Annotated in this window: 14 protein-coding genes; 1 reads left to right on the top strand and 13 read right to left on the bottom strand. The window is 63.3% G+C overall.

Annotation, left to right across the window (positions count from 1 at the left end):
• Positions 1 to 426: 426 nt before the first annotated feature.
• From B9Z40_RS16120 to B9Z40_RS16070, 11 genes are all read right to left on the bottom strand, one after another.
• Positions 427 to 774, bottom strand: a complete 348-nt coding sequence (locus B9Z40_RS16120; protein ID WP_008904214.1) for a cytochrome c — start codon at positions 772 to 774, stop codon at positions 427 to 429.
• Positions 771 to 2,003, bottom strand: coding sequence for a sulfite oxidase (locus B9Z40_RS16115; RefSeq protein WP_041484972.1), 1,233 nt, complete (start codon positions 2,001 to 2,003; stop codon positions 771 to 773). The genes B9Z40_RS16120 and B9Z40_RS16115 overlap by 4 nt, the downstream gene beginning before the upstream one ends.
• Positions 2,004 to 2,088: 85 nt before the next feature.
• On the bottom strand, positions 2,089 to 2,691 hold the full coding sequence (locus tag B9Z40_RS16110) for a hypothetical protein (protein WP_100174376.1): 603 nt from the start codon (positions 2,689 to 2,691) through the stop codon (positions 2,089 to 2,091).
• Positions 2,688 to 3,221: an RNA polymerase sigma factor gene (locus B9Z40_RS16105; RefSeq protein ID WP_050813810.1), complete on the bottom strand. Its 534-nt coding sequence runs from the start codon at positions 3,219 to 3,221 to the stop codon at positions 2,688 to 2,690. The genes B9Z40_RS16110 and B9Z40_RS16105 overlap by 4 nt, the downstream gene beginning before the upstream one ends.
• 70 nt (positions 3,222 to 3,291) lie before the next feature.
• On the bottom strand, positions 3,292 to 3,651 hold the full coding sequence (locus B9Z40_RS16100) for a DUF305 domain-containing protein (RefSeq protein WP_008904210.1): 360 nt from the start codon (positions 3,649 to 3,651) through the stop codon (positions 3,292 to 3,294).
• Positions 3,648 to 5,042 carry a YncE family protein gene (locus tag B9Z40_RS16095; RefSeq protein ID WP_062405660.1) on the bottom strand — a complete coding sequence of 465 codons (1,395 nt, stop codon included), beginning with the start codon at positions 5,040 to 5,042 and terminating at the stop codon, positions 3,648 to 3,650. Before B9Z40_RS16095 ends, B9Z40_RS16100 begins: the two co-directional genes overlap by 4 nt.
• Before the next feature lie 161 nt (positions 5,043 to 5,203).
• A complete protein-coding gene (locus B9Z40_RS16090) occupies positions 5,204 to 6,103 on the bottom strand; it encodes an anti-sigma factor (RefSeq protein WP_100174375.1) in 900 nt (299 codons plus the stop codon).
• 19 nt (positions 6,104 to 6,122) lie between these two features.
• On the bottom strand, positions 6,123 to 6,626 hold the full coding sequence (locus B9Z40_RS16085) for an RNA polymerase sigma factor (protein WP_100174374.1): 504 nt from the start codon (positions 6,624 to 6,626) through the stop codon (positions 6,123 to 6,125).
• Between the two features lie 46 nt (positions 6,627 to 6,672).
• Positions 6,673 to 6,990: a hypothetical protein gene (locus B9Z40_RS16080; RefSeq protein WP_231624607.1), complete on the bottom strand. Its 318-nt coding sequence runs from the start codon at positions 6,988 to 6,990 to the stop codon at positions 6,673 to 6,675.
• 120 nt (positions 6,991 to 7,110) lie between these two features.
• On the bottom strand, positions 7,111 to 7,542 hold the full coding sequence (locus B9Z40_RS16075) for a nuclear transport factor 2 family protein (protein WP_008904227.1): 432 nt from the start codon (positions 7,540 to 7,542) through the stop codon (positions 7,111 to 7,113).
• 161 nt (positions 7,543 to 7,703) lie between these two features.
• Positions 7,704 to 8,810 carry a YeiH family protein gene (locus tag B9Z40_RS16070; RefSeq protein WP_100174373.1) on the bottom strand — a complete coding sequence of 369 codons (1,107 nt, stop codon included), beginning with the start codon at positions 8,808 to 8,810 and terminating at the stop codon, positions 7,704 to 7,706.
• Positions 8,811 to 8,927: 117 nt separating this feature from the next.
• On the opposite strand from B9Z40_RS16070, the gene B9Z40_RS16065 reads away from it, so the two are divergent.
• Positions 8,928 to 9,857 carry a LysR family transcriptional regulator gene (locus tag B9Z40_RS16065; protein WP_100174423.1) on the top strand — a complete coding sequence of 310 codons (930 nt, stop codon included), beginning with the start codon at positions 8,928 to 8,930 and terminating at the stop codon, positions 9,855 to 9,857.
• Positions 9,858 to 10,757: 900 nt separating this feature from the next.
• Here B9Z40_RS16065 and B9Z40_RS16060 read toward each other — a convergent pair.
• Together B9Z40_RS16060 and B9Z40_RS16055 are read right to left on the bottom strand one after the other, a co-directional pair.
• Positions 10,758 to 11,867, bottom strand: coding sequence for a HigA family addiction module antitoxin (locus B9Z40_RS16060; RefSeq protein ID WP_100174372.1), 1,110 nt, complete (start codon positions 11,865 to 11,867; stop codon positions 10,758 to 10,760).
• Positions 11,860 to 12,204, bottom strand: a complete 345-nt coding sequence (locus tag B9Z40_RS16055; protein WP_100174371.1) for a type II toxin-antitoxin system RelE/ParE family toxin — start codon at positions 12,202 to 12,204, stop codon at positions 11,860 to 11,862. Before B9Z40_RS16055 ends, B9Z40_RS16060 begins: the two co-directional genes overlap by 8 nt.
• Positions 12,205 to 12,241 lie beyond the last annotated feature (37 nt).

Below are 12,241 nucleotides of genomic sequence, written 5' to 3'. Positions count from 1 at the left end.
GTGAATGCCCTTGGCGTGCCGGATTGCGATCACTCCTATTCATGCATCGTGGTAATGCGCAGAGACAGGTTTCAGGCGCGCAGTTGACATTGCTAGAGAGTTGACAACAGCGTGCAGAGATCTGCAAGCTCGACGAGCAAGACTGCAGCAGCATCAAGCATGGTGCGATCAATCACCTGGGCGTGTCGCCAGCGTTGATGGCTTACCGCGAGCACAAGGCCATGCTGGGCAAGACTTAGGCCGGCGAGAAGTTCCCGGCGGTTGTGATGATGGGGGCTGGCTGGATGGTGGTCCCCGACATCAAACCAGGCAAGTGATGGTGAGTGGCTGACCCGCCCTGGGTCAGCCACTCAGTCGGGATCGCTGTTTGCAGGTGATCCCGTCCTTTTTGTCAGTTGGCGCAACAGCGCTGTGGCCAACCAGCCATCACTTTGATCCACCCGAAGCCTTGGCCACGTAGGCCGCCAGGGCGGCAATTTGCGCATCACTGAGTTTGCCGTTGTAGGACGGCATCTGCCCAATGCCGTTGCGCAGCGCGGTGGCCACGCGCTTGGCATCGGGCTTGAGCTCGTCCAGGCTGGGGCCCACGGCGCCTTCGGCTCCCGCGTCCTTGAGCGCATGGCACAGGGCGCAGGCAGGCACCGCGCCTTGGCCGAACAACACCTTGCCTTGTTGAAGTTGCGCGGCATCGTCGGCGGCGTGCACGGGCAGCACTGTGAATGCCAACGACCACAGGGCAGCGACCAACGCGTGTTTTTGGATTGTGCGCTTCATGCCACGCTCACTTTCACGGCGTGGTCGGCCCAGCTGGTGTTGTTGTAGCCGCCCGCGTTTTCCATGCGTTGTTCGGGCTGCACGTTGCCTGCGGTGTCGGTGGCTCGGCTCGCCAGGGTGAACTGGCCCGCCGGCAGGCGCGCCGCAAAAACAAACTGCCGCCACGCAAAGCGGCCGAGGTCGGGCCCCACCATGCGCGCGAGCTGCCAGGTTTTTCCGCCGTCCAGAGAAACCTCGACCTTGGCCACCGCGTTCATGCCGCCAAACGCCACGCCATGGATCTGTGTGTCACCCGCTTTAAGCGGGGCGCCGTCCGTGCCGGGACCGTTGATCCACGACTTCACCGTCATTTCCTGCACCGATGGCTGCGACGGGTCGCCCTTCGCGCCGGGCGGTGAAATGCGGTAGCCGTGCGACATGATGCGTGCGTCGGTCTCCTGAGCGGTGAAGGCCAGGCGTTTGACGTACTTGATGTTGTTCACGCCCGTGTAACCCGGCACGATCAAGCGCAGTGGGCCGCCGTGGGCCAGCGAAATCGGCACACCGTTCATTTCCCAGGCCAGCAGGGCATCGGCGAGTGCGGCAGCAGGCACCGAGCGTTCCACGATCACGCTCTTGGGGTCCAGTCCATCGGGGAGTTTTTCGCCGCCTGTGCCGGTGAGGTAGGCCATGCCGGCCTCCACGCCGCCCAGGGCATCCACCACCCAGCGCACCGGCACACCGCTCCACACCACACAGCCTGCTGCGCCCACTTGCCAAGGCGTTCCACTGGGCTTGTTGGGGAAGTAGCCGCGTCCGTTGCCAGAGCATTGCAACACCATCGCCGTGGTCTCGATGCCTATGCGCTTGAGGTCGCCCAGCGTGAGTTTGCGCGGGTTCTTCACCCCCTCGATGTTGATCTCCCAGGCATCGCGGTTGCCCAGGATCGAGGCGTCGGGCGCGGGCAGGTTGTTGCGGATGTAGAGCTGCTCGGACGGCGTGATTACGCTGGTGCCGAACACACTGCGCTTGGTCTCAATGGTGGTGCTGCTGTGCACGATCAGGCTGGCCGGGTCCTTCCAGCCCACGTACGCTGGCAGAGGCTTGGCAGCACCGGCCAAGGCGACGGGCGCGGTCTCACCAGCAGCGGCTGCGGTGCGGCCAAAGCTGGCCAGACCAACGGCAGCCAAAGCAGCGCCGCTGCCGGCCAGCAGGTGGCGCCGGGGGAGCGAGGTGGGTTGTTGGTTCATTTCTGGGGTCTCCGGTGGTTGGGCGTCGTGCGCCGGTTGGGGTGAAAGGGGTGAGCGGTTGATTCGTTGACAGGGACGCGGTGCCTCAGCCTGGCCCGGACACGGGAGGTGCCTGCAGTGCCGTCTGCGCGACCGCCAGTGCCTTCTTTTTCTGGGCCACCAGCAACAAGGGCTTGCCCTCGCGCGAGCGGATCACCTTCCAGTGCACGTTGCTCCACCAGCCGCTGGCCTCGCGCAGGTCCACAGACTGGTCAAAGGCATACACCGTCACCATGCCGCCCTTCTCGAAGAACGTGGTGAGGTGGTAAGCGAGGTGACCTTCGATATCGCATGGCCGCATGAGTTGGGGAAACCCGGGCACCACGTTGGCGTCCCGCATGCCCAGGTGCATGAGCAACTGGCGCTGCTCCATGAAACTGCCCCGCAAGCTGCGCTCGTGGTATTCGTGGTCGATCGCGTCGCGCACCATCGCTGGCGGTCGCACGGCGAGCACCCCGCCGCTGGTGCCACCGGCCAGCAAAAGCGCAGCCAGAAAACGCTGCAAGCCGCGTCGCGCCAGCAGCGGCTGCGGCTTTCGGTACAGGTGTGCCGGTGCGTCGCTGGCCTCTAAGGCGATCGCCAACTTGGCGCGCGCGCGCAAATCGAATTCGCTGTCGGGCAGGAAAGGCGCGTCGGTATCGGGGCTCATGTCTTGGTCCTGCGAAACGGGGTAACGTTGACATCGGCCTTGGGTGTCGCAGGTACCCCCATGGCCAGCTTCAAAGCGTCGCGCGCACGGGCTAGGCGCGACAACACCGTGCCGGGCGCGATCTCCAGCGCCTCGGCCATCTGGGCGGTGGGCATGTCGTCGAAATAAAACAGCACCAGCACCTCGCGGTGGATGGGCGCCAGGCGCGCGAGCGCCTTGACGACATCGAGTTTGTCGTCCAGCCCCGCGTCGGGCGCCGCTTGCTCGGGCTGCTCTTCATCGTCCAGCGACTGCATGCTGGGTGCGGCCTGGCGAAAGGCGGCGCGGCGCATGATCTGAAAGAGCCAAGCCCGTGCCAGCGCAGCGTCGCGCAGTTGCTCCCGGTGCTTCCAGGCGTTGGCAAAACAGTCTTGCACCACGTCTTCGGCAATGGCGCGCGAACCAGTGAGCGCCCACGCACTGCGCAGCAAAAAACGGTAGTGCTCACGCACCCATTGGTTATAGCGGGACTCGGCAGACTGGAACAGCATGGTGATCAAGAGCGCTGCATGGCTTGGTTCATTCCGTGGCGCTCATTGGTACTTTCCCTAGGGCTGTCGATCAAGGCCCCCGCGTCCCACCCAGCGACGGAAATTCCGCTTCCGCACCTTTGGCTGTGCGCTGCTGCAGGGTGTGCAGTCGGCGTTGCATGCTCTGGATCTCCACCGTCTGCCCGGCAATGATTTCCTCGGCCAACTGCCGGGTGACAGGATCGCGCCCATGCTGCAACACCAGCCGCGCCATGTCCACAGCGCCGGCGTGGTGCGGAATCATCATCGCCAGAAAGTCCTGGTCGGCCTGGCCTGCGTAGCCCGGGCTGTGCATGGCCTGCATCATGCGGGCCATCGATTCGTCCATATCCCGCTGGAATGCGCTGGTGTGCGCGGCGCTGGCGCCGTGGCTGGTGTGCGCGCCGCTCATGCCGTCTGGCCCTTCTCGCCCACACGCACGTAGACGAGGTTGATGCTCTTTTTGTTGCGCAGCGCGCCAGAGGGCAGCGTCAGATTGCCCAGGGGGATCTGCGCAATGAAGGTCGGGCGCAGCGGGTCGCTCACATCAAATGCACTGCACACGGTCTGGCCCGCGTTGGGCGTGCCGGGCAGCTCGTCCTGTTCGTGGGCCACATACAGCAGCGTGTTCTCGGGGTTGGTCCACAACCCGTGCGACTCGCGGCCACGGCTGGAGAAGGTGCCCACCACCTTGCGCTGTCCGCCCGGAGCGCTGCGGTCGATGATGGCGATCGGGCTCGACGCCACGCCGCCGGGGCCACCATCGTCGATGCGCGCCAGGCTGGCATAGACCACGCTGCCGCGCGCATTGCGCACGAACTCAACGTGGTTGGGCCGAGCGCCCATGCCGAGTGGCACGGTGTCGATCAGGTCGAAGCCACCCTGCGTCGAGCGGCAAGACACCGCATCAGCCAGCTTGTGCGAGAACCACACCTCGGCACCGTCGGGTGTGGTCTTCATGAAGGGCGTGAAGCCGGGTTTGTCCTGTGCGCTGATGTCCAGCGTGGTCAGCCGCTGCGGTTGGCTGTGGCCATCCGCGCCGGGGTTGACGCGGAACACGTCGATCTTCGACACCTTCTGGCTGGCCACAAAGGCCAACGTACCCTCACGGTTGAACCACACCTGCGCCGGGCCGCTCAGTGTGGGCAGGTATTGGCGAACCGCGCTGGAGCCCGGGCTGTCGGCCCCCTTGAGCTGGCGAACGGCACGATCGACGCCGACGATGGCAATACGGTCTTCACCGCGCAGCGTGACCCACAGCTCGCGGCCGTTGCGCGTGAAAGTGGGCTCGTGCGGTTCGCGGCCCAGCAGCAGGCCACTACTCAGGCGCTCGGGGTTGGTGGTGGGCCCAGACGCAGGGTTGGGTGTGTTGCCGATCACGCGGCGCTGCTCGGCGTCGATCAGATAAATGTTGCTGGAGCCGCGCCCGCTGGTGGCCAGCAGCCGGCCGTCGGGCGACGGCACCGCGCCGTGGGCGTCGATGCAGCCGTGGTACAGCGGCTTGTGGATCATCGCCGCGTGTGTCGGCGCCACGCCGGCGGTGACGTAGCGAAATGGAGGCCGCGGGTCTTCGTCGAAGCTGGTCAGGTTGATCGTGCTCTCGACGGTGTTCGTCTTCGGATCGATGACGACCAGCGTGTTGGAGTCTTCATTGGTGATGAAGACGCGGTCGCGCGGGTCGATGCCGGTGGCTGCGGCTCCCGCTGAAGCGCCGGACGGGGCCTGGGCATGTGCTGCGGGCAGCGCGCTGGCTGCCGCGGCGGCCAGGGTGTACTTGAGAATGTCGCGGCGTTGGGTGGTCATGTGTGCTTTCTGAGTTGGTGTGGAGAGTGATCGCTTGGGTCGTGGGCCGGGAGCCGCCGATGAACCACTGCCCAGCGCTTGCTTCAGGTCAAGAGCGCGGCTCGGGCCGTTTCATTCCCTGGGCATGCCGACAGCGCGTCGCGCCGACGCCGCCCTGGCCTTCAGCGCGGGGTGCCAAGTTGCCGATAGACCTCGGCCGACACCTGCGCCAGCACGCTGCGGTCGGCGTCGGACGACAGGGCGTAGCCGAAGGGACCGTCGACCCAGTAGAAGACATTGACCACACCTTCGCGTGCGAAGCGGAAGGCCGTGTCTGTGTTCTTCACGCTGGCCTGCAGTGCCTTGTCCGGCCCCGCGGCACTGCCCACGTCGGCGACATCGTTGGATACGTACAGCGTCAGTTTGCTGCCGAGCTCGTTGCGGTACATGAACTGCGCCACCGGCCCCTGGCCGCCCGGCAACAGGCGCCCGCCTTCCAGCGTATAGCCCTGGGCCTGCAGGTACGGCGGCTTCATCGGCGCGCCCATGCGCTTGGACAGCCAGGCCACGAGCTGGTCTTCGTGCGCCGCGTCCACCTCGACCGGGCGGCGCGGGTCGGGACTGTATACCGCGTGAGCCACCGCCGCGCGCTGCGCGAAGCCGCCCGCTGACGCCAGCGTCAGGCCGCGCTCGGCGGGTGCCGCGGCGGCCATGCGGCCGGCATCGTCGCCCCCCGCGGGCAGGCCGCCCCGCAAGCCCCAGCCTGTGGCGCCGCTGATGACGGCGATGGCGATCCCAGCGGCCAGGCGCTGGAGGTACCAAGGCGTCTGCGGCACGGCGCGCGGGCGCGCCGATTTCAGCAGGCGCTGCGGCGGCTGTTCATCCAGCACGGGATCGAACAAGGCGTGCAGTTCGCGCTTATGCGCCCAGTAGGCCTCCAAGCGCTGCGCGTCTTCAGGGCGTGCGGCCAGATAAGCGGCGATCTCGACCTGGCGCTCAGCGGGCAGGCGGCCATCAACGAACGCATGCAGGTCGGCCTCGGTGACCGGGGGAATGGACGGTGGCGGACGGTCGGTATTCATGGGTTGCTTCGCAATACATTCATTTGACGACTTTCAGCCGCACCGGTTCTGCGCGGCCTTCCATCAGGCCGCGCAGGCGCTTACGGCCTCGCGACAGGCGCGACATCACGGTGCCGATGGGGATACCCAGGGCCTGCGCCACATCGGCATAGGCCATGTCTTCCAGCGTCACCAGAAGAAGCACTTCCTTCTGCTCGACGGGCAGCAAGTCCAGTGCAGCCTGCAGATCCAGTACAGCCAGCCTGTCGGTTTGTGTCGGCGCCACCGGCACTTCGGGCGTGTCGTCGTCCATGGTCACGGTGTGCAGCCTGGGACGGCGCACGCCATCGACGTGCAGGTTGTGCATGATGCTGAAGAGCCAGGCGCGCATGTCGGCCACGCCGCCCCACAGGTTCGACTTGGCCCAGGCCCGCTCCAGCGTGTCCTGCACCAAATCGTCGGCGTCGTCACGGTTGTTCACCAGTGCGCGCGAATAGCGGCGCAGGCGCGGCACCCAGCTCAGCAGGCTTGCGTCGTCTTGCATCGGGGGGTCGTGGCCTGAGGGTCTGGACGGAAGTCGACAGCAAATGTCATTCCTTGATGATGTGCCAGACGTCTTTGAAGTTGTCGCCGGCGCGGTCGCCGGGCTTCTGGTCGGCCTGGTAGGTGTACACCGGCTTGCCCTTGTAGGCCCACTGGCGCGCACCGTCGTCGCGCATGACGATCGTGTATGCACCGGCGGGTTGGTCGCTGGCGGCGGCCATCGCGGGCGGCCACAGCGCGGCGCAGCCGCCGTTGCAGGTGCTTTTGCCGCTGCCTGCCACGTCCTTGTCGAAGGTGTAGAGCGTCATGCCCTTGGCGTCGACCAGCGCGCCGTTGGCGAGCTTGGCCGGCGCGTCGGCAGCCATAGCGCCGGTGAGTGGTGCCGCGAAGGAAGCCGCTGTGATCAGCAGCGCGGCCAGAGTCGAAAGGTGCTTCATGGGGTTGTCCTTTAGGGTCTGGTGGAGAGTAGCCACGCTGCGTGCCGTTCAGTAAGCCGCAGCCACCGCCAGCTTGGGGTCGATCTGCCAGGTTTCACTGACGATCTTGCCTTCACGGAACGTCAGCACGTAGCGCACCTTGATGGGCATCTTGCCTTCGAAGACGACGTTGGCCGAGACGGTGGCGCCCTTGGGGTTGGCCGATTCTTCAATCTGGCCGACTGTGAGCTTCAGTGGGCCGACGGCCTTGCCGAACTTCTCCCAGGTGCCGCGAATGGCATCGGTGGTGGCATAGGTGCCGTCGAGTGGGCCGCCTACCCAGTTCAGCTGGGCCTGGTCGGCATAGGCACGCATGACGATCTGGGTGTCGCCCGAGGCGATGGCCTGGAAGTGCGTGCGGGCGTCGTCGCTGGGGGCGGCGAAGGCGCTGCCGGAGGCGAGCGTCAGGGCGGTGGCGGCGAAAGCGAAAGTCTTGAACATTGTGGGCTCCGATGAAGGGTTGGTGTGAAGTGAAGGGGGGTGAGTGCTGGACGAAGGGTCCGATAGGTCCCGACAAAAGAGCAGACGGCGTCGGCATGCGGTCTATTCCAGAGCGTGCAAAGAAATTTAGGGTCAGGGCCCTGGGCCGTGAATTCGAGGCTTCAGCCCAGCAGGGCCGGCACCCAGCGGTTGATGAGCGCGCCTCCGACGATGAGCCAGCCGAACAAGATCAACGCCAGCAGCAGCGGCTTGGCCCCGGCCTTGCGAATGGCGCCGATGTGCGTGGCCAGGCCGAGCGCAGCCATCGCCATCGCCAGCAGCGCGGTGTCAATCTCGATCGTCACTGCCACCACCGACGCCGGCAGCCATTGCAGCGAATTGAGCAACACAACCGCGACGAAGCCGAAGGCGAACCAGGGCACAGCGAGTTGACCCTTGGCGTGAGCATGCTCTGCCTCCACCAGGGCTTGCAGGGTGCTGTCGCGCGCCAGCCAAGCCGACAGCATCACCAGGAACGGCGCCAGCATCATTACTCGAACCATCTTCGCGATGACGGCCGAGTTGGCTGCGTCCGGGCCCACCGAACGTGCTGCGGCCACCACCTGGGCCACCTCGTGGATGGTCGATCCGACGTAGATGCCGAACCCGTTGGCGCCGCCGGGGATCAGCGCCCAGTGCCGGTTCAGCTCGAACAGCGCCGGGTACAGGAAGATCGCCAGCGTGCCGAACACCACCACCGTGGCCACCGCCACCGTGACCTGCTCGGCGCGCGCCTTGACCACCGGCTCGGCGGCCATCACCGCAGCAGCGCCGCAGATGGCACTGCCAGCGCCGATCAGCATCGCCGTCTTGCGCTCCAGGCCCAGCCAGCGCGTGCCGATGAGGCAGGCCAGTGCGAAGGTCGAGCCCAATATCATTGTGTCGATGGCGACACCAGCTATGCCAACATGGTCAATGTCCTGCACGGTGAGCCGCAGGCCGTACAGCACCACGCCCAGGCGAAGCAGGTTCTGCTTGGAGAAGTTGACGCCGGCGCCGCTGGCTACCGCCCAGCGCGGGGCCCACGGGTAAACCGTGTTGCCCACGATCATGCCCAGCACGATGGCCAGCGTCAGCGCACTGAAGCCATGGTCCTGCAGCCAGGCGATGCGGCCCAGCGCGATACCGGTGGCAGCCAAGGCGCCGCTCAGGGCCAGGCCGGGGAGCATGCGTGCGAAAGCCGATGCAGAGGCCGATGTGCGTGGCTCAGGAAGTACGTTGATGGTCATGCTGCTTGCCTCCGGTTGAAGTTCATGAGGACGAAGCTTCCGGCTTCATAGATGACCCGTCAAACGGGTTGTATCGCTAAGATGTACCCATCTGATCGCTTTGCAAACAAATCCGCCATGAATACCCTTCGCCTCACGCTGCGACAGCTGCAGATCTTCGTGGCGGTTGCGCGCAGCGGCACTACCACGGCAGCCAGCGCCGAGATCGCGCTGTCGCAGTCGGCCACCAGCTCGGCCGTGAATGAACTTGAGCGGCTGCTGTCGCTGCGCCTGTTCGACCGCGCGGGCAAGCGCCTGCTGCTCAACGACAACGGCCGTGCGTTACTGCCGCGGGCCCTGGCGCTGCTGGACGGTGCCGCCGGCATCGAGTTGATGTCCCGCGATGGCAGCGCCCAGGCGCAGTCGCTGCGCATCGGCGCCAGCACCACCATCGGCAACTATGTGCTGCCCAGGCTGCTGGCCCGTTTTGTCGCAGCGCAACCGGGCCATGCCAGTGCCTGGCGCTCAAAGGTCGTGATCGGAAACACGGCGGCCATCTGTGACGCGGTCGCTGCGTTTGAACTGGACGTGGGCCTGATCGAAGGGCCTTGCCACCAAGCGGCGCTGGCCGTCACGCCATGGCACCAGGACGAGATGGTGGTCGTTACATCGCCCGACAGCGCGTGGGCACGAATGAGCCTGGCCGGCGAGCGGGTGCCAATGCGGACACTGCGTGAAGGGGTCTGGCTGGTGCGTGAGTTGGGCTCGGGAACGCGCGAGGCCACCGACCAAAGTCTGCTGCCCCACTTGCGCTCCTACCGTCGAAGCATCGAGCTGGGAAGTTCGGAGGCGATCAAACATGCGGCCGAGGCGGGTATGGGGGTGGCCTGCCTTTCGTCGTGGGTCGTGAGCGACGCTTTGGAGGCCGGCCGCCTGTGCCGCATCGCCACGACCTTGCCGCGGCAGCTCCGACAATCTCACCTGGTCGTGCATCGCGACAAACAGCCCACCGCTTCGCTGCTGGCATTTGTCGACCAGGTATCTGGCGCCGAGAAAACGGCGCCATGAAATGTGACTCCATCGAGGTCAGGCCTGAGCAGCTCGCCAGTCGGCGCTCAAGCTTATCCACGCACCTTCAACGAGATTCACGGCAGGCTCACCTGCACAAATGCCGGATGCGGATGGCGAGGTCAAGACTGCCGCATATCCACATACCGCACGCGATGTCTTGGGCATTGCGATCCAACGGCCACCCCTTGTCTCCTTCTTTATTTGCGGCGAGAGCAATGATCAGAATGTTGCAACAGCATCAGGTCAAAGTGAACTATTGCCCGTCTATCACGCACTTTGAGGAGCACTGGGAACCCGGGTGGCGGGTATTGCGCTACGGACACTGAAGGACCAAAAGAAGTGATTCGCCCTCCCTGCTGGCGCTTGAAGAAGGCCTGCCCAGGGTCCAGAACACCGTTTCGTCCGTGACGCAAAGGGCCATTCCAGAACTTTGCACTTCGCTACAGTGCCGAACGACCGGTACAGGTAATCGATCGGTCGCTTGAGATCCTGACCGGTGAGCGACCGCTTGCGGTGGCGCCCATGGACTCTGCCGTCGAACCTAAGTGGCAGCAATCAGCCTTAAACAGTCATTGCCTCAGCCCACCAAAGCGACAAAAAAACCGCTTGATTCGTCCGCGCGTAACCCGTTGATTTATATAGGGGTGACGGGTGAGCCTTCCGGACTTCGGCCTGCGCTGGGTGGGGAGGGTCGGAGAGAGAATGTGCAAACGGAGAGTAAAACCTGCCGGTCACTGGCAGAAATGGCTCTCTCCGCAGTCCGCAAGAACCCGCAGGAACCCGCGCAAACACGCGGTAGTAGGCAAAAAAAAGCCAACCGGTTAGGGTTGGCTTTTAAGGTATTGGTGGCACGCAGAAATATGAATGCGATTTTTTTGCGACAAATTAGGTCTCATTTCAGCGTGATCCCAAAGCTTGCACATCGGCCAAATTGAAAACCTGCTTCAAATCGTTACAAAACGAGCTTGGCAAGCGCCCCATATGCTGAAGCTGACCGACAACAATGCCAGGAGCAATCTCATGCTCTTTGGAAAATTGTTTGATTGCCACCTTGCTGATCGGCTTTTTTTGGGCAAACACAGTCAGCATCCGCCTGGGAATTAGCTCATTTTGAGCAAACTCATTTGCCTCGTTCTCTTTTGCTACATCGAGACCATTTGTTCCCTCAAGGAACAGTTCTTTTTTTCCATGCAGGAGAATGTGACCTGCCTCATGAAAAAACGTAAACCACAGGTGGTCATCGGTCTTGTAGCGCAAGCTAAGCTGTATCAGCGCCTTGTTTGTGTTGAGCCAGCGGGTTGCACCGCTGACGCCCGTTTTGGGTAAGGACGGCACAAACACCACTGCGACACCCGCTTGAGCGCAAAGTTCACGCATGCGAGGCACGAACACATCTGGCGAAAAAGTAGTTAGGCGTCGAATCTCATCCAACGCTTGTCGAAACTTCACTTTGTCATACGATTCACACAAGATCGTAGAAGCTTCAATCTCACCCCGTCGCAACCATGCCGAAACAGCTTCGGGGTGAATTTCATGAGCGTTGTGCTGCCGATAAGCAACCCCTAAGTTGGGCCACATGTCATCCCACTGGTCAACGCTGGCAATGCCAAAAAATCGAAGCACTTCAATCAACTGGGCTTTAGGCTCCTTGTGCTTGTCAATCCAGCCTAACTTGGTCATCAACAGAACCGGAATCCGCTTAAGCCAGTCCAAATCACGGGTGAGTCTCTTTTCCTCAGCGACACGCGCCAAGACCTCCTGGTATTGACTCTCCAAGTTCATCCAGTATTGCGCAGGCATGCCAATCGCGCGCTCAAGTTTGATAGCTGTCTCGGGAGTTATTGCAGACTTGGCGTTGACCAAGGCACCAATGTGCTTCGGCGTCAGCCCTGTTCGTTTGGCCAACTCTTGCTGCTTCATTCCTCTCGTTTCCAACTCAAGCTCGAGCACGGCCCCTGGCGATACAGCGTAGTCGGGCCTGTATTCGTTTAATGTTTGCTTATCCATGGGTATCCTTAATTTCAACAATCACGATGGCGGTCACTGCCTTCCAGTCCAATCCACCTTCTGCACGCATGGGTAGTGGGTCATGGTTGGGCCTGATGATCAGCCGATAGGGGTGATCCAAGTCCATAGTGATCTGCCCTTTACGGTTGCCCGTGAGCTCATGACAGCGATGGGGCGGGCTCATTGGCGGCGCGAAAATACTCAATGTCGGTGCGGCACGCAACGCCGTCATGACAATTTTGAGTCTCTTAGAGCGAGTCGCTCCGTGCGCCTTGACCATAGCTTTTTCCTCGCTGAGCTCTTTTTGGAGCTTTTTTGTCGCGAACCGTATGTCCATGTGAATTTCTAAATTTCATGAACCTCAGAGGTTACCA

This window comes from Limnohabitans sp. 15K (genome assembly GCF_002778285.1).
In the GTDB taxonomy this organism is placed as follows: Bacteria; Pseudomonadota; Gammaproteobacteria; order Burkholderiales; family Burkholderiaceae_C; genus Limnohabitans_A.
This window is presented reverse-complemented; position numbering and strand designations above follow the sequence as displayed.